General features: G+C 48.3%; 21 protein-coding genes. 11 read left to right on the forward strand and 10 right to left on the reverse strand.

The features are described 5' to 3' along the window. Window positions 1-2: 2 nt before the first annotated feature. Together hxpB and ICL55_RS26105 are read right to left on the reverse strand one after the other, a co-directional pair. Entirely contained in the window at window positions 3-665 is a 663-nt protein-coding gene (gene hxpB, locus ICL55_RS26100; RefSeq protein WP_188103037.1) for a hexitol phosphatase HxpB, read from the reverse strand. A 161-nt stretch (window positions 666-826) separates the two neighbouring features. Then, entirely contained in the window at window positions 827-976 is a 150-nt protein-coding gene (locus ICL55_RS26105; protein WP_188103039.1) for a hypothetical protein, read from the reverse strand. Between the two features lie 605 nt (window positions 977-1,581). Between ICL55_RS26105 and ICL55_RS26110 the strand changes: the two genes are divergently transcribed. Genes ICL55_RS26110 through ICL55_RS26120 form a run of 3 tightly spaced genes read left to right on the forward strand, consistent with a single transcriptional unit; the run spans window position 1,582 to window position 5,080 of the window. Further along, entirely contained in the window at window positions 1,582-3,693 is a 2,112-nt protein-coding gene (locus tag ICL55_RS26110) for a nitrite reductase (protein WP_188103042.1), read from the forward strand. 28 nt (window positions 3,694-3,721) lie between these two features. Then, the gene (gene cobA / locus ICL55_RS26115; protein WP_188103044.1) at window positions 3,722-4,498 is read left to right on the forward strand and encodes a uroporphyrinogen-III C-methyltransferase; all 777 of its coding nucleotides are present in this window, start codon (window positions 3,722-3,724) and stop codon (window positions 4,496-4,498) included. Continuing rightward, window positions 4,499-5,080 carry a precorrin-2 dehydrogenase/sirohydrochlorin ferrochelatase family protein gene (locus ICL55_RS26120; RefSeq protein ID WP_188103047.1) on the forward strand — a complete coding sequence of 194 codons (582 nt, stop codon included), beginning with the start codon at window positions 4,499-4,501 and terminating at the stop codon, window positions 5,078-5,080. 9 nt (window positions 5,081-5,089) lie between these two features. Here the strand turns inward: ICL55_RS26120 and ICL55_RS26125 are convergent, their stop codons facing one another. After that, on the reverse strand, window positions 5,090-5,431 hold the full coding sequence (locus ICL55_RS26125) for a DUF488 domain-containing protein (RefSeq protein ID WP_188103049.1): 342 nt from the start codon (window positions 5,429-5,431) through the stop codon (window positions 5,090-5,092). 53 nt (window positions 5,432-5,484) lie between these two features. Between ICL55_RS26125 and ICL55_RS26130 the strand changes: the two genes are divergently transcribed. After that, window positions 5,485-6,135: an HD domain-containing protein gene (locus tag ICL55_RS26130; protein ID WP_188103051.1), complete on the forward strand. Its 651-nt coding sequence runs from the start codon at window positions 5,485-5,487 to the stop codon at window positions 6,133-6,135. A 149-nt stretch (window positions 6,136-6,284) separates the two neighbouring features. On the opposite strand, the gene ICL55_RS26135 is transcribed toward ICL55_RS26130, so the two are convergent. Further along, window positions 6,285-6,806: an acyl-CoA thioesterase gene (locus ICL55_RS26135; protein WP_168869759.1), complete on the reverse strand. Its 522-nt coding sequence runs from the start codon at window positions 6,804-6,806 to the stop codon at window positions 6,285-6,287. 338 nt (window positions 6,807-7,144) lie between these two features. Here ICL55_RS26135 and pyrG point away from each other — a divergent pair, with 338 nt between their 5' ends. From pyrG to ICL55_RS26150, 3 genes are all read left to right on the forward strand, one after another. Continuing rightward, the gene (gene pyrG, locus ICL55_RS26140) at window positions 7,145-8,797 is read left to right on the forward strand and encodes a CTP synthase (RefSeq protein ID WP_188103054.1); all 1,653 of its coding nucleotides are present in this window, start codon (window positions 7,145-7,147) and stop codon (window positions 8,795-8,797) included. A 238-nt stretch (window positions 8,798-9,035) separates the two neighbouring features. After that, the gene (gene yidC, locus ICL55_RS26145) at window positions 9,036-10,880 is read left to right on the forward strand and encodes a membrane protein insertase YidC (protein WP_188103056.1); all 1,845 of its coding nucleotides are present in this window, start codon (window positions 9,036-9,038) and stop codon (window positions 10,878-10,880) included. Window positions 10,881-10,955: 75 nt separating this feature from the next. Then, window positions 10,956-11,888 carry a M20/M25/M40 family metallo-hydrolase gene (locus ICL55_RS26150; protein WP_246496589.1) on the forward strand — a complete coding sequence of 311 codons (933 nt, stop codon included), beginning with the start codon at window positions 10,956-10,958 and terminating at the stop codon, window positions 11,886-11,888. 13 nt (window positions 11,889-11,901) lie between these two features. On the opposite strand, the gene ICL55_RS26155 is transcribed toward ICL55_RS26150, so the two are convergent. The 5 genes from ICL55_RS26155 to ICL55_RS26175 form a co-directional block, all read right to left on the reverse strand. Then, complete coding sequence (locus ICL55_RS26155; protein WP_188103058.1) at window positions 11,902-12,522, reverse strand: SprT-like domain-containing protein; 621 nt, start codon at window positions 12,520-12,522, stop codon at window positions 11,902-11,904. Window positions 12,523-12,528: 6 nt separating this feature from the next. Further along, on the reverse strand, window positions 12,529-12,858 hold the full coding sequence (locus tag ICL55_RS26160; protein WP_188103060.1) for a hypothetical protein: 330 nt from the start codon (window positions 12,856-12,858) through the stop codon (window positions 12,529-12,531). Window positions 12,859-12,914: 56 nt separating this feature from the next. Further along, the gene (locus ICL55_RS35670) at window positions 12,915-13,181 is read right to left on the reverse strand and encodes an AtpZ/AtpI family protein (protein ID WP_425489545.1); all 267 of its coding nucleotides are present in this window, start codon (window positions 13,179-13,181) and stop codon (window positions 12,915-12,917) included. Then, window positions 13,105-13,524 carry a bactofilin family protein gene (locus tag ICL55_RS26170; protein ID WP_168869752.1) on the reverse strand — a complete coding sequence of 140 codons (420 nt, stop codon included), beginning with the start codon at window positions 13,522-13,524 and terminating at the stop codon, window positions 13,105-13,107. The genes ICL55_RS35670 and ICL55_RS26170 overlap by 77 nt, the downstream gene beginning before the upstream one ends. Before the next feature lie 158 nt (window positions 13,525-13,682). Further along, window positions 13,683-14,015, reverse strand: a complete 333-nt coding sequence (locus ICL55_RS26175) for a hypothetical protein (protein WP_246496591.1) — start codon at window positions 14,013-14,015, stop codon at window positions 13,683-13,685. A gap of 273 nt (window positions 14,016-14,288) precedes the next feature. Between ICL55_RS26175 and porW the strand changes: the two genes are divergently transcribed. From porW to ICL55_RS26190, 3 genes are all read left to right on the forward strand, one after another. After that, window positions 14,289-17,339 (forward strand): type IX secretion system periplasmic lipoprotein PorW/SprE, encoded by a 3,051-nt coding sequence (gene porW, locus ICL55_RS26180; RefSeq protein WP_188103064.1) that lies wholly within the window; start codon window positions 14,289-14,291, stop codon window positions 17,337-17,339. A 337-nt stretch (window positions 17,340-17,676) separates the two neighbouring features. Then, a complete protein-coding gene (locus tag ICL55_RS26185) occupies window positions 17,677-20,079 on the forward strand; it encodes a transglycosylase domain-containing protein (protein ID WP_188103071.1) in 2,403 nt (800 codons plus the stop codon). A 156-nt stretch (window positions 20,080-20,235) separates the two neighbouring features. Continuing rightward, complete coding sequence (locus ICL55_RS26190) at window positions 20,236-21,393, forward strand: thioredoxin family protein (protein ID WP_188103073.1); 1,158 nt, start codon at window positions 20,236-20,238, stop codon at window positions 21,391-21,393. A 103-nt stretch (window positions 21,394-21,496) separates the two neighbouring features. Here the strand turns inward: ICL55_RS26190 and sucC are convergent, their stop codons facing one another. Beyond that, window positions 21,497-22,708, reverse strand: coding sequence for an ADP-forming succinate--CoA ligase subunit beta (gene sucC, locus ICL55_RS26195; RefSeq protein WP_168869747.1), 1,212 nt, complete (start codon window positions 22,706-22,708; stop codon window positions 21,497-21,499). Between the two features lie 127 nt (window positions 22,709-22,835). Here sucC and ICL55_RS26200 point away from each other — a divergent pair, with 127 nt between their 5' ends. Then, window positions 22,836-23,657, forward strand: coding sequence for a purine-nucleoside phosphorylase (locus ICL55_RS26200; protein ID WP_188103075.1), 822 nt, complete (start codon window positions 22,836-22,838; stop codon window positions 23,655-23,657). Window position 23,658 lies beyond the last annotated feature (1 nt).

Genomic DNA, 23,658 nt, shown 5'->3' on the forward strand with positions numbered 1-23,658 from the left:
ATTTAGTGTTGCATGAGTAAGGACAACCGCTGATCGTTGAAGTCCAGCAACGAATCCAGCTGCATGTTGGCCAGTGCATAACGCGGATCGTGCCGGTTGTGCGGCTCCGGTACCACCACCGTGGTCATACGCGCGGCCTTGGCGGCTGTCATGCCGGTAACGGAATCTTCAAAGGCGATGCAGTCCAGCGGATCACTGTTGAGCGCTTTGGCACAGGCCAGGTACACCGCCGGATGCGGTTTGCCGTAATCCTCAAATTCTGCGGAGTATACCGCCTGAAATTTTTCGCGGATATGTAAATGCGCCAGCACCGCTTCTATCAGCCGCAGGGGAGAAGACGAGGCCAGTCCCATTTTAAAACCTTTCGCTTTGAAAAATTCCAATATGTAGGAAAGACCTTCCATCGCTTTACCTTCTGCGATGATTTTATCCGTAACGCTGTCAATGATTTCGTTGGTTACCTGCTCGGTGCTTTTGCCTTCCCATTTAAAGTAGCTGTGCCAGTAACTCACTACTTCCCGGGTACGCAGCCCGGTGGTTTTGTGTGTCAGTTCAGATGAAAGCGTAACGCCCACCGTTGCAAAAACTTCTCTCATCGCGATGCCCCACAGTGGCTCTGAGTCTACCAGCAGGCCATCCATATCGAATATTACCGTATTGATCATAAGTCCATTTTACGCCGCAAAGATAATAACGGGAAGATGACCACCGCCGAATTCTTGCGGTGTGAAGTGGTGTTTATCCGTGAAAGGCGGCAGGGGAGCGGATTTTGTGGGGAAATGCCAGGCCGCTATCGACGTAGCAGCCTGGCAGGAAGAAGTACTTTTTATCCATGTACAAGGGGGCCGGCCAGTCCCACGGTTACCGCCGTCAATATCTGAGCGATGCCATGGGCCAGCGCTGGCCGGGTAATGCCGGTCACCACCGCCACCGAGCCCATACACAGGAACACCGTCACCAAAAGCATTATCGGCAAAACCGCCAACAAGTAACTAATCACGATCCGTCGGGGAGCAGGTTTTCTGATTTCTTTCATAGGTAACAATATTTAAATAAATGATCAGGGTAACGGGAGTTAATCTGTATAACAAAAATAGTAATTTATTTTAATGTGTTTGCCGGCGATCTGTGTTTCGGCGAACCTGCCGGAAATAGCATTCCCGGTGGGGGCCCCATAACAAAATGTTATACCAGATAAGCGGAGGTTATGATGAATAAGTCTATCCTGAATTATATCTTGTTGATTTTGAATGATTAAAACGAGTTTTTATCCATTTTGACGCATTCCCGCCTGCTGAATGTTCCCCCTTTTCACCCTAAAAAAATTTTTGGAAAGACGGGTGGCATTTCTATCTTTGTATTACTCTACTAAAATTATAGGGAATATGGGTAATAGAATACGGAAGGTGATGAACGGCCACTATAATTGTTGTTGCATGAGAGCAGCAGCGGAACGCGTGTAGTATGAAACACTGATAAGTTAATAATACTAATCTCAGTTATACGACAGCCTCCGCACATAGCGGAGGCTTTTTTACAACCAATACCAGCGATTTTTACCACCACCTGAAAATACTTTATATGCAAAGCTTCAGAACAGAACTTGAAAATCCCATAGTACAGCAGGATATCATCGACCTGGAGAAGAAGATCCGCCTGTTCCGCGAAGGGGCTATCACGGACGAGAAATTCCGTAGCCTTCGTCTGGCGAGAGGGGTGTATGGTCAGCGTCAGCCCGGTGTGCAAATGGTGCGCATCAAATTACCGTATGGTAAAATGACGCTGCAACAGTGGAAACGTATCACAGAAGTATCCGACGAATATGCTACCAGCAACCTGCACCTGACTACCCGTCAGGATGTACAGATACACTATGTAAGCCTCGACAGAACACCCGAATTGTGGCATACGCTGGAGCAGGATGAAATCACCATCCGCGAAGCCTGCGGTAACACTGTCCGTAACATCACGGCTTCTGACCGCGCCGGCATAGACCCTGAGGAGCCATTTGATATCACTCCCTACGCTGATGCTACCTTCCGCTATTTCCTGCGCAACCCGGTGAGCCAGGAGATGGGCCGTAAAATAAAAATCGCTTTCTCCTCTTCTGAAAAAGATACTGCCTGGGCTTTCATGCACGACTTCGGCATGATCCCCAAAGTAAAAATCATCGACGGCAAAGAAGTGCGCGGATTCAAAGTACTGGTAGGCGGTGGCCTGGGTGCACAGCCCTTCCTCGCCAAACCGGTATACGAGTTTCTGGAAACAGACCTGCTCATTCCCTATATCGAAAACGTATTGCGCGTATTCGACCGCCACGGTGAAAGGACCAGCCGTAACAAAGCCCGCATGAAATTCCTCATCCAGAAAATAGGTATGGAGGAATTTGAACGCCTCGTGAAAGAAGAATACAAAGCAGTGAAAGTGAAAAGCGTGCCGGTAGATGCTGACGCCTGGCCACAAACGACGCCACCGGTGATTGGTGAAATACCAGCCTACGAAATCAAAAATCCGGCGAAATACGAAGCGTGGAAAAAGACCAACGTGTTTGAACAAAAACAAAAAGGTTACTACGGCGCTTATGTGAAAATCACCCTGGGCAATATTGGTTCCGCTGTCAGCCGCCAGCTGATCGAAGCGCTGCGCCCGGTGATCGCGGATGACGTAAGAGTGACCGCCAATCAGGGCCTGTTGCTGAAATTCATCCTGCCGGAGCATCTGCCTTATGTGTACAGCGCACTGGAAGCAGCTGGCTTCGCTGAACCGGGATTTGACAGCATCGCGGATATCACCGCCTGCCCCGGCACAGATACCTGCAACCTCGGTATCTCCAACAGCACCGGTATCGCTAAAGTACTGGAGTCTGTTATCGTTGACGAATTCCCCGACCTGATCTACAACAAAGACATCAAAATAAAAATCAGCGGCTGTATGAACTCCTGCGGCCAGCATGGTATCGCCAGCATCGGCTTCCATGGCTCGTCCATGAAGAGCGGTGGTAAAGTATTACCTGCCCTTCAGGTACTGCTGGGCGGCGGTATCGTTGGCGACGGCGTAGGGCGTGTAGCCGATAAGGTGATTAAAGTGCCCAGCCGCCGCGGCCCCGATGTATTGCGCAGCCTCCTGCATGATTACGAAATCAACGGCGCGGAAAATGAACTGTTCAACGAGTATTACGACCGTCAGGGTGAAAAGTACTTCTATGAACTGCTGAAACCATTGGCTGATCTCACTACCATTACGCCCGCAGATTACATCGACTGGGGCCAGGTGGAAGACTACGCTACCGCGATTGGTGTAGGCGAGTGCGCCGGTGTTATCATCGACCTGGTGGCTACCCTGCTGCTGGAAGCGGAAGAAAAAATTGAGTTCGCCAATATCGCCATCAGTAAAGGTGCTTACGCAGATGGTATCTATCACGCTTACTCTTCCTTTGTACAGGGCGCCAAAGCACTGTTGCTCGGCGAAGCCGTAAGCGGCAATACCCAGATCGGTATCATCAACGATTTCGATAAACATTTCGTGGCAACAGGCAAGTTCAGCTTCGAGACAGATTTCAAAACACAGGTATTGCAGATTAACGGCAACGAGCCTACGGAAAGTTTCGCAAAAACCTATTTCCAGCAGGCACTGTCTTTTTACAATGCAGCACAGGCTTATCGGCAGAAATCCGCTGAACCGGCGCAGGCATAATTTTGATCATCTTTTAATACTACACGTCATGCAACAGATACAACCGAAACTCACATTGGTAGGCGCCGGTCCCGGCGATCCGGAACTGATTACCGTGAAAGGAATGAAAGCCATTCAGGAAGCGAAGGTCATCCTCTATGATGCCTTGTCCAGCAATGAACTGCTGGATTACGCACCTGCCGGTTGCCTCCGCCGTTTTGTTGGAAAACGGGCAGGCATGCATGTGTATTCCCAGGATGAAATCAACCGCATGATTGTAAAATATGCGCTCAGCTACGGCAGCGTGGTAAGGCTCAAAGGCGGCGACTCTTTTGTGTTTGGCCGCGGTCAGGAGGAAATAGCATTTGCCCAACAATTTGGCATCACGGCAGAAGTAGTACCGGGTATCTCCAGTGCTATTTCTGTCCCGGGTGTCAATAAAATACCGGTAACCGCCCGCAACGTCAGCGAAGGCTTTTGGGTGATCACCGGTAATACCCGCAACGGTAACCTCTCCCGCGACCTCGAATATGCCATCCAGGCCAACACCACCGTGGTAATCCTCATGGGTATGAGCAAACTGGCGGAAATAGCGACTATCTTCACCAACAGCGGCAGAGGTGATACCCCCGCCGCTATCATTCAGAACGGAACGCTGCCCAACCAGCAAATCGGTATGGGCCGCGTAGCGGACCTGCAGGAGATCGCTGCGCAGCAGCAGCTGTGCAATCCAGCCATCATTGTGGTAGGGGAGGTAGTACGATTTCATGAAGATTTTGCCGCCCTGCAGACCAAAGTAGCCGAAGAACTTAAAATCGCTGTATAAATGGAAAATCAGTTGTTTCCGGTTTTTTTTAAGCTCAACCGCCTCCACGTCCTCGTGGTAGGCGGTGGCCATATTGGGCTGGAGAAAGCGAACGCTATCCTGCAAAACTGCGCGGAAAGCAATATCACCATAGTGTCGCTGGACTTTCTCCCCGAGCTGGAAAACATTGCCCGGCATTACCCTAACGTGGAACTTATCCGCAAACCCTTCTCCTGCGGCGACCTGCTGGGGAAAGACCTGGTTATAGCCGCCACCAATGATAAAGAGTTGAACTATAGCGTCTGGGAAAAAGCGAAAGGAGCAAAGGTGCTGATCAATGTGGCAGACACGCCGGAACGCTGTGATTTTTATCTGGGATCTATTGTGCAGAAAGGTAATCTGAAGATTGCCATCTCCACCAATGGTAAATCACCCACCGTGGCCAAGCGGCTCAAACAAGTACTACAGGAGGCTATCCCTGATACCCTCGACGAAGTATTACATAAATTACACATCATCCGTGACAAACTGAGAGGTGATTTTGCTGCCAAAGTAAAACAGCTGAATAACATCACGGATATTCTGGTGAAGCCGGAAAACTAAAACGCCTGATTACCCCTTTAGTACTTCCAGCAATATCTGCGCCTGGTTGTGGACCGTGTCTTTAGCCCCATATAATAAAGTTACCCGGTGATGTTTAGCTCGCTGCCGGACATCTTCCAGCAAATCTTTTTTCTCTTTCAGCTCCGCAAGATAACGGGTACGGAACTCCGCAAATTTGCCGTCCTCATGATGAAACCATTTCCGGAGCGCTTCACTTGGCGCAATTTCCTTCAGCCATTCATCCACATGGGCTTTGTCTTTAGACAGTCCCCGCGGCCATAAGCGGTCTACCAGAATACGGTATCCGTCACTTTCAGAAAAATCTTCATATACACGTTTAATCTGTATCATATCCTGATAACGGCCGGATGGCCGGAAAAGTTTTACGTATTATCTTTACCGTTATGCAAAATAATCAGGAAATCATCGATGCTACCGTAGCGTATGTGAAGACATCGCTGGAGGGAGCAGAGGGAGGCCACGACTGGTGGCATATTTACAGGGTGTGGCAGTTGTCGCGCCAAATTGCTGCCCGGGAAACAGCAGATCTGCTGATCGTAGAGCTGGGGGCTTTGTTGCACGATATCGCCGATTCCAAATTCCATCATGGCGACGAGAATATCGGTCCGGCCCGTGCCCGTGCTTTTATGACATCACAGGGGCTGTCAGAAGAAATCATCGTTCACGTGGAAAACATCATCCGTTATATTTCATTTAAGGGTGGTCACAACGACAATGCTTTCCGCTCTCCCGAACTAAGCGTAGTGCAGGATGCTGACCGCCTGGATGCCATCGGCGCCGTTGGTATTGCCAGGGCCTTCAACTACGGCGGATTTAAGAACCGGGCCATTTATGACCCCACCATAAAACCCAATATGGTCATGACGCGGGAAGAGTACAAAAGCAACACTGCGCCAACTATAAATCACTTCTACGAGAAACTGTTACTGCTTAAAGACCGTATGAACACCGATACGGGCAAGGCCCTGGCAGCAGAGCGGCATCAGTTTATGGAGGTGTTCCTGGAACAATTTTACAAGGAGACGGGCTTCTAATCTAAAAAAGCGATCTAATCAAAAGGTGATATGCCGGACACTAAACTGAAAATAACAGATCGCTGAAAAAATTCATGCCTGAACAACACATTAATATATCAGGGGCCGGCATATCATATGCCGGCCCCTGATATATTAAAAATGATAAATTATTTATCGAAGAACAGTGCTTTCAGCTCATCAGCGTCCTCTGGTTTCATTTTACCCCCCAGGATGAGGCGGAGCTGGCGGCGGCGGAGGGCGCCGTCATATAATCTTTTTTCTTCTTCCGTGTCGGTGATGATGCCGGGAACAGGGCGGGAGTTGCCGTTGGGGTCGAGGGCTACGAATGTCATGAAAGCTTCATTGGATTTGTAGCGGTATTGTTGTACCGGATCTTCTCCCCATACGCGCATGTGCACTTCCATGGAGGTATTGAAGGCGCGGCTTACTTTGGCCTCGATATGTACCACGTTACCCAGTTTAATGGGATTCTCGAAAGAAATATTATCTACGGAGGCGGTGACCACGGGGGCACTGCAGTGTTTCATACAGGCCAGTGCAGCAGCGATGTCCATCCAGTACATCAGGCGGCCTCCCATGAGGTTGCCGAAAGTATTGGTATCGTTGGGCAGAACCAGTTCCGTCATCTGTATGAGCGAGTCCTGCGCTCTCTTAGGCGTTAAAGTCATCTTTATATTTATGTATTTCGGACGCAAATTTACAGTTTCTATTTGTTAGGAACGAAAGTCTCTGTATTAACAAATGATGTTAATGCAGGTTTTTAACAAATAATTTCCCTCACTTGAAAATTCTTTAAAACCCACTGTGGTTCAATGATAAGAGCTGAACAGAAACCCGCAAAAATTAACAAACAAATAAAGCCACTGCGTAAAAAACTTGGGAGCGAAGCAAATTTGTGTAACTTTGCATGACCTCCGGAAGTAGTTTACTTGACAGGTATAACACCAAACGCAATCTGGCACTTCCCCCATTTAGGTCAAGTATTTTTAGCTGAATTTTAGTTTTTATGGCAAAATATATCTTCGTTACGGGAGGTGTTACTTCCTCTTTGGGTAAAGGAATTATAGCTGCTTCGCTGGCAAAACTCTTGCAGGCTCGTGGCTTTAGAGTGACTATTCAGAAGTTCGATCCATACATCAACGTGGATCCGGGAACGTTAAACCCTTATGAGCACGGGGAATGTTACGTAACAGAAGATGGCGCCGAAACCGATCTGGACCTTGGACACTATGAGCGTTTCCTGAACACGCCTACATCCCAGGCCAACAACGTTACCACTGGCCGTATTTATCAGACTGTTATCAACAAGGAAAGAGAAGGTGCCTACCTGGGTAAAACCGTTCAGGTAATTCCGCACATCACCGATGAAATCAAACGTCGCATCCTCCTGCTGGGTAAAGATGGTAAATATGATATCGTGATTACCGAGCTGGGTGGTACTGTGGGTGATATCGAATCACTCCCTTATATTGAGGCAGTACGTCAGCTGCAATGGGAACTGGGCGAAGAAGACTGCCTGGTAGTACACCTCACCCTCATTCCTTACCTGCGTGCAGCGAAGGAACTGAAAACCAAGCCTACACAGCACTCTGTACGTTTGCTGAGCGAATATGGTGTTCATCCGGATATCATCGTTTGCCGTACAGAAGAACCCATGTACCGCGATCTGAAAAAGAAAATCGCCCTGTTCTGTAATGTACAGGTAGATGCGGTAATTGAAGCGAATGACGTACCGACTATCTACGAAGTACCGCTGGAAATGATGCGCGAAAAACTGGACGTGTCTGTGCTGAAAAGACTGAACCTGCCAGTGGAAAAAGAGCCGGAACTCACTAAATGGCGTGAATTCCTGGATAAACTCAAATATCCGAAATCCAAAGTGACCATCGGTCTGATTGGTAAATATGTAGAGCTGCAGGATGCTTACAAATCTATTCTCGAATCATTTATACATGCCGGTTCACTCAACGAGTGCAAAGTAATTGTACAGAATATTCACTCTGAACATATTACACAGGAAAATGTGTGCGAGAAACTGAAAAACCTCGACGGTCTGCTGGTAGCGCCTGGCTTCGGTCACCGCGGTATCGAAGGTAAAATCGTGGCTATTCAGTATGCACGCGAAAACAACCTGCCTTTCTTCGGTATCTGCCTTGGTATGCAGATGAGCGTGGTGGAATTCTCCCGCAACGTACTCGGCTGGAAAGATGCGCACTCTGTGGAAATGAACCCTGATACATCCCATCCGGTGATCAACCTCATGGAAGAACAGAAAAAAGTGACCGCTAAAGGTGGTACCATGCGTCTGGGCGCTTATACCTGTGACCTGACACCGGGGTCCAGAGCTTCTGAGATCTATGGCGGTGCTACTACCATCAGCGAAAGACACCGTCACCGCTATGAGTTCAACAACGAATACCTGGAGCAGATCGAGAAAGCTGGTATGATCCCTTCCGGTAAAAACCCGGAAAGCGGCCTCGTGGAAATGATCGAAATCCCCGGACATCCGTTCTTCGTGGGCTCTCAGTTCCACCCCGAGCTGAAAAGCACGGTGGAAAGCCCTGCTCCGCTCTTCGTGTCATTTATCAAAGCCGCTAAACAATACGCGGAAAATAAAAATGGTAAAACGAAGGTGGCAGAGGAAAAAGTCGCACAATAATTTAAATATTTAGATATTTTGTTATTTATGTATTTGGAATGCAGCGGATATATTTATCTGCTGCATTTTTATTAAATCGCAATGATTTAATAAGAGTCAGAAAATCCTGAAATCAAAAAATCAGGAAATAACAAAATTTAAAATATATAAATAACCAAATAATCAAATAATCAAATAAACGGGGGTGCAAATGATAAATCCTGCTTACCTTTGCTGCCTAAATTTTTAATTGCATTTCATGGATAGAAATTCGGTTATTGGGTTTTTACTGTTAGGTGTTTTACTGGTAGGATATATTTTCTATAACCAGAAACAACAGGGAACTATCGCCAGGGAGAAAGCCCGGCAGGATTCCATTGCAAATCTGAACAAGCCTAAAGCGCCTGTTGCCGATTCACTGACTGCCGCTGCTAATGGAGGAACACTGGATTCAGCCCACCAGGCTCAACTGGCCGGCGAATTCGGACTTTTTGCCACTGCTGCTGTAGCATCAGTGCAGACAACAGTGATGGAAAACGATGATGTTAAAGTTACTTTCTCTAATAAAGGTGGTCAACCGATCAGCGTTCAACTGAAAAAATTCAAGACCTCTGAAGGTGGCCCATTAATGCTGGCGCAGGGATCTTTTAACCGTCTCTCTGTAGAAGTACCTGCCAGCGCCACTAAAGTGCTGAACAGTGCTGACCTGTTTTTCACTGCCGGTCCGGTACAGAAACAGGCAGACGGCGGACAGTCTATCAGCTATCGCCTGAATACGTCCAATCCTGCTGTATACCTGGAGTTTGTTTATGGTATTAAACCTGGCAGCTACGTGGTAAATTATAATGTGCACGCGGTTGGTTTCCAGAATATCCTGCCCGGCAATCAGAACTACCTGACGCTGCAATGGAACAGCCAGAACGACAAACAGGAGCATGACATGGAGAACGAGCGCCTCAACAACCAGGTGCACTACATGTTTGCTAATGATAAACATGACTATTTCACGCTGCAACGTACCAGCCACGAAAAACTGGACAACAAGCTGAAATGGATCAGCGTAAAACAACAGTTCTTCAACACTACCCTGATCGCTAAAAGCGGCAGCTTCGACGCGGCAGACGTGAACACCAAAGTGCCACAGAGCGGTAACATCGTAGGACAGGCTTTCACCTCTATTACGATCCCTTACAACCGCGCCAATGATTTCTCTTTCCCGATTGACATCTACTATGGCCCTAACCACTACAAAACACTGAAGTCTTTCGATCTGGGCCTGGAAAAAATCATTCCGCTGGGCTCCGGTATCTTTGCCTTCGTAAAATATGTGAACAAATGGATCATCATCCCGGTGTTTAACTTCCTCAGCGGATTTATCAGCAACTACGGTGTGATCATCATTCTGCTTACTATCTTCATCCGTTTACTGATTGCGCCTTTCACTTACCAGAGCTATGTGTCTCAGGCTAAAATGAAAGTGCTGAAACCGGAAATCGATGAGCTGCGCGCTAAACACGGCGATGACCAGCAGGCTTTCGGTATGGACCAGATGAAACTGTTCAAGAGTGCCGGGGTAAACCCGCTGGGCGGCTGTTTACCAGCCCTGCTGCAGCTGCCTATCCTCGTGGCCATGTACAGCTTCTTCCCGTCTTCCATCGAGCTGCGTCAGGAAAGCTTCCTGTGGGCGAAGGACTTGTCTACCTACGACTCTATCCTGAACCTGCCGTTCAACGTGCCTTTCTATGGTAACCACGTGAGCCTGTTCACCATCCTGATGACCATCACGAGCCTGATCCTGGCCTTCTACAACCGTGGCATGACCGATCAGAGCAATCCGGTAATGAAGTACATGCCTTACATCATGCCTATCATGCTGCTGGGTATCTTCAACCGACTGGCTGCCGCGCTTACCTTCTACTACTTCCTGTCTAACGTGATCAGCATCCTGTTGCAATGGGTACTCCAGACTTTTGTCATCAACCACGACAAAATCCACGCACAAATCCAGGAAAACAAGAAAAAGCCTGTCTCCAAATCCAAATGGCAGGAAAAGCTGGAAGAAGTGCAGCGCCGCCAACAGGATATGCAACAGCGCAAAAAATAAAGTTGCCGACAGATATTCAAAATAAATAGTAAACCCCTGGCAGTTTGCCGGGGGTTTTTTACAACTGATAGTGATATGATGAAGAAAAGCTTGTTATTGATGTTGACGCTGGCCGGAGGCGTGTCAGCCGCCTATGCACAGGACACCATCCCTGATGCGCGCCGTATTCAGGAGACCGTGAATTATCTTGCTTCCGACAAACTGAAGGGGAGAGGCACCGCCGAAAAAGGAGGCCGCACCGCCAGTCGTTATGTGGTGCGGCAGTTGAAGAAACTGGGCCTGAAACCCGCCAATGGCGCCAGCTATTTCCAGGATTTTACTTTTGACCGCAACGCGCACAAGGATATCCCGAGCCGCAACGTAGCTGCTTTCCTGGATAACGGTGCCGCCCGTACGATCATCATTGGTGCACACTACGATCACCTGGGTACCGCCGGCCTTTTTGATGGTAAATACCCGATTGGCCAGATACACAACGGTGCCGACGACAACGCATCCGGTGTGGCAGGACTGCTCGAACTGGCCCGTCATTATGTGAAAAATGCCGAAAAAGAGCCCTTTAACTTCCTTTTTATCGCTTTTGGTGGTGAAGAGCTGGGGTTGCAGGGGTCCAAATATTACACTGCACACCCATTGATGCCGCTGGATAAAGTTCATTTTATGCTCAATATGGACATGATTGGCCGTTACAATCCGGAAAGAGGCATCGGTATCGGCGGTTATGGCAGTGCGCAGGAGTGGCCGGAAGTATTTAAAGAGGTGCAGCAGTCAAGTATAAAATATTTCACGGATGCTGCCGGTAAGGGAGCTTCAGATCATCACAACTTTTATATCAATAAAGTTCCGGTGCTGTTTTTCCACACAGGAGGGCATGACGATTACCATAAGCCAACAGATGATGCGCCCAAATTGCAGGCAGCATCCGAGGCGGGTATTTTACAGCTGGGTATTCAGCTGATCAATAAAGCCATGCGTTTTCCGGAATTACATTACGTAGGAGACAAATAACAGGATATCAACGTCAGTTGAGGACTTCCACCTCATACACGGGACTGAACAGATAAATACGTTTAGACGCTACCTCTTCACAGCGGTAGCGTTTTCTTATTCTTTCCCCTTTGCGGAAGATGCGGCCGTCTTTTGTTTTGAAGAGTTGGTGAAGGGGCAGTTGTTCTACGAGGAAGTGCGTGTCTTTGCGGTCGTCGTAATTGCGGAGCACGCGCATCAGGTTTTCGTCGGCGCAGCTGCTGGCGGCGGGATTGGTCATACTTTGGCGTACGGCCTGTTCCACGTCATGGGGCAGGTAACCTTTGCCTACAAAACTGTGGAGGATGGCCGAGAACTCCTGTTTCCACTCTTTGCCATGTGCCGGAACGCGGTTGGCGTATTTATTAAAGGTGGTGAGATGGGCGATCTCGTGTAGTAAAGTGATAAGAAAAGAATATTTGTTCAGCGATCCGTTGATGCTGATCCGGTGTCCTTTTCCATTTCCGTCGGGGTGACGGTAGTCGCCCAGTATGCTCTGCCTTTCCCGGGTGATGGTGAGATGCACTTTGTAGAGGAGCAAAAACTCCATCACCTGGTCAAAGGTGCCTTCGGGCAAATAGGACGCTAATGCATGCAGGGGCGCCTCTTTTTTCACTGCCAATTACTTTTTAAGCCTGGTAAGCCGGAAGAGGCTCCATGTTTCAAATACGGTATACAACAGGTACAGGGACAACAGCAGGAAGATGGTCACTTTACTGACATTGGGCCGGTAAACGAGTACGTAAATGGCGATGCCAAGTACGCACAGCATCAATTTGCTGAGTGTGGAACCGTATACAGCGCGAATGAAGGCATTGTGGTTGGCAGAAGCGAGCCCTTTGCGGCTCATCAGATAGGAGGCCAGGGAGATAAGCGCCATAGCCAGATTGCCGGCCAGCAGCACATAGAAGTGTATACCGGATTCCAGCAATCTGGGCTTGAAAAATATCATCAGGCCGTTTAATACTCCAAAAATCGAAAATAATCTGATTAAAAATCTATCGCTCATTACCGACGGGTGTCTTTTATAATTTGCCACAAAAGTATGGCTAAAGCCAATAAAGAAAAAATGATCAGGAACACGGGGAACCGCCAGCCAATTTTCTGGTCCAGTTTGTACCCCGCAAATACTCCTAACCCTAATGTGGTCATCATTTGAAACGCCAGTCCGGCATAGCGCATGACCGGATTATTACGTTTATTCGGCTTCCTGGAGGACGGATTTTCCATGTTTCTGCGTTTCTGGCTGCTGATCATCCATGTAGCAACGGCCATTGAACTTGGCGGTAGGCTCCATTTCAAAATGAGCAGTATACACATCTCCCTTTACGAGCGCATTTCCTTTCAGGAACAGCAACTCTTCTACTTTGATAATACCGGTCACTTTACCCAGAATGTCTGCGCTCTGGCATACCAGGTCGCCGGTAATGTCGCCTTCCGGACCTACCACGATTTTAGCTTTGGTGGATACCAGCCCGTTTACCTGGCCGTCTATCCGGATATCCCCTTCACATACGATATCGCCCTGGATAGAAGTGCCGCTGCCTATAATGTTAATAGTCGACGTGGGTAACAGATTCTTGCTATCACCCTTAGAGTTTGATTTGTTATTAAACATAGGTTTTCAGGTTTTTCAGCTTTAATAATGTAAATATATTTAAATATTTTATTATTTGACTATTTGGTTATTGGGCAGAGATATGGATATGGCTATTCTGAACAATCCATCGCAATCAATCAAATAACAAAATTCCTAAATGACAAAATTTCTAAATTCTAGTACGTGCTGTTATCTACTTTCGGCACTTTTAACATGGTGGTATCCAGTTTGCCGGTAAACTCCCCATTGATCACTTGCTTGATATTCTTCAGGTAAAGGTCCCGCTGATTAATGGCTGTCTCCAAAGAATCCGCCCTCATTTTCAGATGAATGAATTCCTTGCGCTGTTTCAGGTCTCCATAGCCGGGGATATAATAACGTAATGGTGTAAATACGACCGTCGCTACCGTAATAGCTACCAGTAATACAAACAGGGTGCTCAAAGCGATATAAACACTCATTCTGGACAGTTTGAAGGAGGTCACTTCTTCATAGGTGTCGTCATTCATAATCACCAAACGGTATTTATGACTGAGTTTTTCAAGGTTTCGTCTGTTGTTTTTTTTCCCCTTCTTGGCCATTTTTTTGGTGTGCTTATAGAGATTTATTCGTTTTCAGGCGGCTAAAGTTAATCAATCCCCCCAATCAATCCACTATTTTATCCTATCTTTAAAATATTTTTTCAAACTTACAGTTATATATACAGCCTATACACCCTGGCATCCATGAATCGCTATAAATCGCTACGTCATTATCCGGTATTAATTTTTTTATTGTTGTGCATGGCTCCGGCGGTTTTGGCTCAAATCAAGCCCCGCAACCAGGCGCAGCAGCAGCAACCACGACAACAGGACCCTCAAAGTCAGTCCCAAAAGCCGCTACTCAACAAGCCGCTCTTCAAGCCAAAAGAGCCGCGCATACAGGACAGGCGGCCACCTTCCGAAGTGATGCTGGAGAAAAAACACTGGAATTTCAAACGCAGGTTCTTCCAGAACCTGGCGACCCGCTATAACTATTACTTCCATGCCCGCGTAAAACTGGACAAGGTGGTGAAAACTGTCAACCGTGACGGGCAGGACAACTACAACGTACTGCTGCCTTTTTACCCTACCAGCCTGCAAAGTCAGGGATTCAGCAAAAAAGAGCTGGACTCCGTGATCGAAAAAACCAATATGGCCATCCAGTTGCACGACCCCCGCGGAAAATGGATCGATGACTGTTTCCTCCTGATGGGACGGGCCTACTTCTATGAAGGCGACCTGGAAAATGCCAATAAAACCTTTCAGTATATCAACCTCACGTTTGCGCCCAAGAAAAAAGACGAATACAAAACGGTCGTAGGCGCCAGCGAAAATGATCATATCTCCATCGCCACCCGCGAAAAGCGGAAAGGCATCCTCGGTCGCTTCAAACACATTTCCGCCCGTAACGACGCTTTCCTCTGGCGCGCTAAAACCCTGCTGGAACAAAAGGAATACGATGAAGTACAGGCGCTGCTCAATATCCTCAGTACCGATCCTAACTTCCCGAACCGCCTCGACGGCGGCCTCGCAGAAGTGAGGGCGTACAGCAACTATATCCAGGGCCGTTATCCGGAAACAATCGAACCGCTGAAAGTAGCAATCGATAAAAGCCGCGACCGGGTAGCGAGAGCCAGGATGCACTTTATCCTCGGTCAGCTGTACCTACAGCAGCACCATGCCGATTCGGCCATGGACAAGTTCCGGGACGTAATTGCCAGCAAACCAGATCCAATGATGGACTTTCAGGCCCGTCTTCAGATCGCTAAAATCAATGCAAAAGAAGAAGGCGGCCTGGCCCGTAGCCAGGAAGGCCTGCGCCATATGCTGAAAAAGGAACGCTTCAGCCGCTTCCGGGATGCGATCCTCTATACCATGGGTACGCTCGCATACCCCGCAGATGCAGAAGCAGCCCTCGGCTACCTGCAGAAATCACTCAAAGCCAACAGCGACAATATGGTGCAGCGCACGCTCACCTACAAAGCCATCGCGGACATCTACTACGATCAGCGCCAGTACCTGGACGCTAAAAAATATTATGACAGCACCGCCGGCGCCATGACGCCCGACTTTGTGGACGCGGCCACCGTCAATGTTCGTAAAGCAGTGCTTGCCGATGTTGCGGCCAAACGAACCGTGATCCTGCGGGAAGACAGCCTGCAACGGATTGCTGCCATGCCGGAATCCGACCGTAATATTTTCCTCGCTAAAATGGCCGCCACCCTTAAAACAGCCGCCGCGGAAAAGAAAAAGCACGATGCCATGCAAGGCGCCAATTCGTACGACAACCCGGCCTTCGGGATGAACAACAGCGGCGCCTACAGCCCCAAAGAAGAAAAAGGAGACTGGTACTTCTATAACCCCGCCAGCAAATCAACCGGTTATTCTGAGTTTAAGCGCCGTTGGGGCAGCCGCCAGGTGGCGGACAACTGGCGCCGTAGTCAGTCAGGTAACCTCCACGTGGCCAATAATAACGATGCGCCGGTACAGATGGGTACCGACGCCACTACCGCTGCGGCCACACCGGAAAACCTGCCACCGGACAGCATCACCGGCGAACGGCTGGCACAGGGACTGCCATTGACGCCGGAGAAACTCGCCAACTCCCATAAACTGGACCAGGACGCCCGCTTTGAACTGGGTAAACTGTATTATGATAAACTGGAAAACTATCCGCTGGCAATAGAAACCTACGATTCGCTGCTGCTTAAATACCCCGACCATCCCCGTAAACCGGAGATACTCTACTCCTTATACGTATGGCACGGAAAATTGAACCATGCAGCTGATGTGGCCCGCTTAAAAGACATCATCCTGAAACAATACGGTAACACCAACTACGCAGATATTATCCGCTCCGGCGGTAACCGCGATACGGACCTGGCCCGGAAAAAAACCATCAGCGCTACTTACGATTCCGCCTATACGGCTTTCCGCAGTGGCGACGTAGCAGGCGCACTGGCCATCAAACGCCGGGCTGACAGTACCTATGGCGTCAACTTCATGCAGGGCAAATTCGACTTGCTGGAAGCTATGGCCATCGTGAAGCAGGATACCCTGATTGGCGTGGACAGCACACAGGCTTCCCGTAAAGCCGTGCTGGCCGTGATGAACAAATACCCCGGCGATGAAGGTATCCACCAGCAGACCCAAGCCCTGCTGGATGCACTGGACCACCGCAATGAACTGGTGAACTATCTCGCTAAACTGGAAATACGGAAAGATGATAATGGCGGCCCGCTGCTGGATGAAAACGTTTCTATGCGGTACCCCTGGCAGAACCCGCAACCAGTGCTGGTAGACAGGATCAACGGCGCCAAAACACCTGCCGCACTGGCAGATTCAGCGCATGTCTCCAACCAGATAGCCGGTAATGTGCCCACTGCGCCCATTGCCACGGTAGCGCCACCGCCGCCACCCAAACCGGTTACGCCTTATAAACTTTCTGCCGACAATCCGCACTTCGTGGTGCTGGCCTTCCAGCGCGTGTCCAAAGAGCTGATGGATGAAGGGTTGAACCAGTTTACCCGTTATAATGCCTCCAAACATGCTACCGATAAAATCGAGGTGGGCAGCTTTGTCCTGTCGCCTTCTGAAACAATGCTGATTTTCAGGATATTCCCGAATGAAGACAAGGCGCTGAACTATTTCGATGAAATCCGGGAAGAAGCCGCTGTGAGCATTATCCCCCGGATAAGGCCCGCCGATTATTCCTTTTTTGTCATATCAAGAGATAATTTCATATTGCTGAACAGCACGAAAGACCTGATCGGTTACAGGAAGTTTTTTTCGGATAATTATGTAACACAGTGATATTTAAGGGATTTAATGATTTTGAGATTTTTTGATTTTGGAGGCTGCAGTGCGTCCTTTAAATTTAAAAAACCTTAAAATTGATAAATCCCTGATATATTTAACAGATTTTTAGATTTGAGATCTATTGATTTGTGGTGACGCGTGCATCCTGTAAATCAAAAAATCTCAAAATCAGTAAATCCCTAAATATTTAATAGATTTGTGGGTCAAACTGTTAGTAAACGGGCCTGTTTATTGCTGTTAGCGGCTGTTTATTAAATATTTATTTTAACAGCCAACGATAGCAACTGTCCAAAAAACTCGGCGTACGCCGCAAATCAAATTAATATAGCGCATGAAAAAATCGGTGAAAATATTGTGGCGTGTAGCGTTTGGTATTTTAGCACTGTTTGTTCTTTTAATCTTACTGGTCAACTTCAGGATCATTGGTAATATGCCTTCCATGGAGGAACTGGAAAACCCGCGCGCTGCGCTGGCTTCCGAAGTGATTGCAGATGACGGGACCATATTAGGTAAATACTATCAGGTTGACCGCTCCAGCAGCGACTTCAATGAAATCTCCAAAAATGTGATCAATGCCCTGATCGCTACCGAAGAAACCCGCTTTTATCAGAACTCCGGTATCGACGCCAAAGGCACGCTGGCGATTCCTTTTTACCTGCTGATCGGTAAAAAACGTGGCTCCAGCACCATTACCCAGCAGCTGGCCCTTAACCTGCAAACCGATAACCTGGGAAAACAACGTGCCACCAATCCCGTTAGCAGGGCCTTCCAGAAACTGCAGGAATGGATCATTGCCGTGAAACTGGAAAGAAACTTCACCAAACAGGAGATTCTGACGCTTTACCTGAACACCGTCGCTTTCGGCGATAACGTATATGGTATTGAGAATGGCGCCCGTACCTTCTTTAGTAAAGATGCCGGTCACCTTTCCATCGAAGAAGCGGCTATTCTGGTGGGCATGCTGAAAGGCAACACCCTCTATAATCCGCGCCGTAACCCGCAGCTGGCACTGGGCCGCCGTAATACGGTGATAGACAACATGGTGGACGCCAACTTTATCACTCCTGCAGAAGCCGCCGCCGCCAAAAGCAAACCAATCGTATTGCACTATAATAAGATAGACCATAATAAAGGTCTGGCTCCTTATTTCCGCGAAGTACTGCGCGACGAGGTGAAAGCGTGGTGTAAAGACCATAAAAAAGCAGACGGTACACCGTATAACATTTACCGTGACGGTCTGAAAATTTATACGACCATCAACCCACGTATGCAATTGTATGCAGAAGAGGCGGTGTCCCGTCACCTGCAGGCCCTGCAGAAATACCTGTCTAACCAAAATGATGTAAAAACAGGTAACGTGTGGAAAAAATGGCCACAGTACCTTGACAAATACACGAAAGAGTCTGACCGCTATCGTAATATGAAAGAGGCGGAAGCTTCTGATGAAGACATCACCAGGTCCTTCAACACACCCACCAAAATGAAGGTGTTTGCCTGGAAAAGCTTCACAGAGCCGGACCTGAACGAGATTGATACTGTGATGACACCGCTGGACTCCATCAAGTACATGCGTGCTGTATTGCAGGCCGGCTTTATGGCCATGGACCCGGAAAGCGGCGAGGTGAAAGCCTGGGTGGGCGGTCCGGATTTCCGTTACTTTAAAAATGACCACGTCGCTAAAACCCGCCGTCAGGTGGGTTCTACCTTCAAGCCGTTCCTGTATTGTTTTGCGATCATGAACGGAATGTCGCCTAATACCATGCTGCCTAACGAACCGATCACCATCGGTAACTGGACACTGACCCGTAACTCCGAAGGTAGTGTAGGTGGCAGCATCTCCATGGCAGGAGCGCTGGCCAGATCGCTTAACCTGGTGTCGGCTTATCTGATCAAACAGATCGGCGCCAAAGCGTTTGCGGATTTTGCACAGAACAAGATTGGTTTCACCAGCAAAATTGAGCCTTATCCTTCTATCGCACTTGGGGTATCTGAAATATCCCTGTACGAGATGTTGCAGGCCTATACCATGTTCCCAGCCAGAGGCATCAATACTAAACCGATCTATATCACCCGTATAGAAGACCGTTATGGTAATATCCTCGAAACCTTTGCTCCGGTGAAACGGGAGGTGATCAGTGAGAAAGAAGCGTATACCATGGTGAAGATGATGGAAGGCGTATTACAGCCCGGCGGCACCGGCGCCCGTATGCGCGGGGCGTATAAAATGCAGGGTGAAATGGCGGGTAAAACCGGTACCACCAACGATAACACCGATGGCTGGTTTATTGGTTACACGCCTAAACTGCTGGCAGGCGCCTGGGTAGGTTGCGAAAACAACTTTATCCACTTTGCCACCACCGGTATCGGTCAGGGTGCCAATACTGGTCTGCCTATCTGGGCTTACTTCATGCAAAAAGTATTTGCGGATAATACACTGAAAGTGACCAGCAGCGATAAATTCCCGGTACCGGCCAATATGACCGATGAAACGTATTCCAACTTCGACACCAACGTGAAACCCGGTGCGGAAGCGGAAGACATTGGCAATGGTTCCGAGTCCGACTACCAGACCAATGAAGAGGACATGTACTCGCCAGGGGCTGAAAAGCCGGCGCAGGAGACGACCAAACCGAAAGAAGAGAAGCCGGCGCCACCCAAGCCTAAAGAAGACAACAAAGACAAAGGAACACCTGCCACACCTAAAGCAGTATATCCTCCTAAAAAAGATAGTTAAACAAAACAAGGGCTGACCAAACAGGTCGGCCCTTTGTTTTACACGTATCCCAGGGATTGCCGTTTATCCAATATCCTATAGGATTACCGGGATATTATTTACTATTGCAGCCTTAGAAAACCAAACCAACCAACAACCAAACCATTAAAAAAGCGTATGCAAAAGCTAACCAAAGCCTTGCTGGTAGCTGCGTTATTGCCTGTTATGGCCATTGCGCAGGACAGCACTCAATTCATCAAAGGCACCTGGGAAGATCTCACCGCCAGGGCTCAGAAAGAACACAAACCCATTTTTATCGACACCTATTTTGAAGGTTGCCACGCCTGTAAAGACATGGAAGTAAAGGTGTTTCCACGGCCGGAAGTAAAAAAATACATGGAGGAAAACTTCATCTGTACCGGTTATGACGTGTTCAAAGAACAATTCGGGATGGACATGTGCCGTAAGTACTTTATGCGTGGATTTCCCACCTATCTGGTCATTTCCGGCGATGGCCAGTTGCTGGACCGCAGCTCCGGTTATCAGGAACCCGACAGGTTTATGGCCTTCCTGAAAAACAACATTGCCCGTTACAAAGCAGGCAAAACGTTGGCCGGCTTTGGCAACAGCCTGTCGTCCAAAGACCCGGAGTTCTACAAAGCCATGTGGAACAAGGATTACAAAGGAGGGGACAAGGAAGAAATTGTAGGGTATCTCGCCAAACAAAAAGACAAACTGGCCGAGTCCACCTTTAAGGTGATGCAGATGGCAGCCATACTGCCGGACGACTACCGGACATTTTACCTGAAGAACCGGGGGGCGTACCTGGAGCATTTCGGCGAGGAGCTGAACGGTAATATCATGGACAAGCTGCTGAAGCAGGACATGGCTGCCCTGCCAGCCACCCTGGACAAAGCGGTGTTTGATGCATTCCTGCAGCAACAACAGGTGGTGTATCGTCCGGAGGATTGGAGTTATGCACAGATGTATTACGCAGAGAATTATCTCTTCAGAAAATGTAAAGACACCAGGGCTTTCCTCGAATTTGCTACAGCGCATCCCGACCGGAATGAGAACAGGGTGCGGTATATGCAGTTTTACCTGGGAGCAGACCTGGCCAAAGATGCTGCTTTAAAGGCGCAGTACCTGAAGTGGGCAGAGGTGGTGGTGACCGCCAATGCCAGTCTGGAAAACCTGGAAGGGCTTGTGCGGATGAGCAGGGGAGTAGACCCGGCGAAGACCAGAAAGTTCCTGGGCTGGGTGATCGACAAAAAGAAATCCTGGGGAGATGATACCGGGAAAGAAGAGGCGGAGCTGAAGAATTTGAATATTTAATTATTTAGTCATTTAATCATTAAAAAAGCGGAGATCACATCATACAATGTGATCTCCGCTTTTTTTAATATCTAAATAATCAAATGATCAAATAATCAAATAATTAGTTCAGTGCTTTGTTTACCAGGTCAGCAGCTTCGCTGAGGAGGGTCGCAGACTGTACTTTCAGGCCGCTGGCTTCGATCAGTTCTTTTGCTTCTTTAGCGTTGGTACCCTGTAAGCGTACAATGATCGGAACGTTGATGTTGCCGATGGATTTGTAAGCGTCGATAACACCCTGAGCAACCCTGTCGCAACGAACGATACCGCCGAAGATATTGATCAGGATAGCTTTTACTTTAGGATCTTTCAGGATGATACGGAAGCCTGCTTCAACGGTTTGTGCGTTGGCAGTACCACCTACGTCCAGGAAGTTAGCCGGATCACCGCCGCTCAGTTTGATCATGTCCATGGTAGCCATGGCCAGACCAGCGCCGTTTACCATGCAACCTACGTTACCGTCGAGTTTTACGAAGTTGAGGTTGTATTTACCAGCTTCTACTTCGGTAGGATCTTCTTCGGTGATGTCGCGAAGTGCTTCCAGATCAGGATGACGCATCAGGGCGTTGTCGTCCAGGTTTACTTTGGCGTCAACGGCAATGATTTTCTCATCGCTGGTTTTGAATAATGGATTGATTTCCAGCATGCTGCAATCCAGTCCTACGTAAGCGTTGTACAGGTTGGTAACAAATTTTACCATGTTTTTGAACGCTTCGCCGCTCAAACCGAAGTTGAAAGCGATGTTACGGGCCTGGAATGGTTGCAGGGCCATGTTTGGTTTTACCCACTCTTTGTATATTTTTTCAGGAGTACTGTGAGCTACTTCTTCGATATCCATACCGCCTTCGGTAGAATACATGATCACATTCTGGCCCTTAGCGCGGTCCAGCAGGATAGACAGGTAAAATTCCTTTACCGGATTAGGGCCCGGATAATAAACGTCCTGTGCTACCAGTACTTTGTTTACCAGTTTGCCTGCTTCGCCGGTCTGGATAGTTACCAGTGTGCCACCCAGGATGTTACCAGCAATGGTTTTCACATCCTCCGCATTTTTACCTACAGCTACACCTCTCTGCTCAGTTCCACGGATTTTACCTTTACCGCGTCCACCAGCGTGAATTTGCGCTTTAACCACTGCAAACTCATTACCGTATTGCACCTTCAGTTGCTTGTAAGCTTCGGCCGCTGCTTCCGGTGTTTCTACCGGAATGCCTTCCTGAACCGGTACATTATATTTTTTCAACAGTTCTTTAGCCTGGTACTCGTGTAAATTCATCGCAATAAAATTTGGCGCTAAAATAGGTCATTATGATTTAAATATAAAACCGCATTCATTTGTGAATTAAAAAATAACTTTGCGCGGTTTGATTTTTAAATCCGACTTTTAATTAATGCATAAACAGATGAGTGAATTAACGGACCAGATAAAGGCAGCTGGTGATTATATCCGGAAACACTGGCAGGAAACGCCTGTGGCAGGGGTGATATTGGGGAGTGGACTGGGTAACCTGACCAAAGAGATAGAACGAAGCATCGAAATATCTTATCGTGATATTCCACATTTTCCGGAATCTACGGTGGAAGGGCATTCCGGGAAACTGATCCTGGGATATATGCAGGGCAAGCCTATTGTGGCCATGGCCGGCAGATTCCACTATTATGAAGGTTTTTCCATGAAACAGGTCACTTTTCCGGTAAGGGTGATGAAAGAACTGGGCATTCATACCCTCTTCATATCCAACGCCGCCGGTGGTATGAACCCACAGTTCAAGGTGGGCGACCTGATGGTGATAAAAGATCATATCAACCTGCAGCCGGAGCATCCGCTGCGTGGCCGTAATGAAGACACGCTCGGTCCCCGTTTCCCGGATATGAGCGAACCTTATTCCAAAGCATTGATACAGTCGGCCTATCAAATTGCCACTGCCAACAATATTGCACTGCATACCGGCGTATATGTAGGCGTACAGGGCCCTACTTTTGAAACCAGGGCTGAATACAAGTATATGCACATCATCGGCGGCGATGCCGTAGGCATGAGCACTGTACCGGAAGTGATCGTAGCAGCACATGCCGGTCTTCAGGTGTTTGCCATGAGCGTTATCACCGATATCGGCATCCGTGAGGAAGAAAATGTGATCACCCATCAGGAGGTGCTGGAAGCAGCTCATGCGGCAGAACCCAAGCTAACGCTTATCTTTAGTGAATTAATCCGGCAACTATAAA

Origin of the sequence: Chitinophaga varians (assembly GCF_014529945.1) — a bacterium.
Taxonomy (GTDB): domain Bacteria; phylum Bacteroidota; class Bacteroidia; order Chitinophagales; family Chitinophagaceae; genus Chitinophaga; species Chitinophaga varians.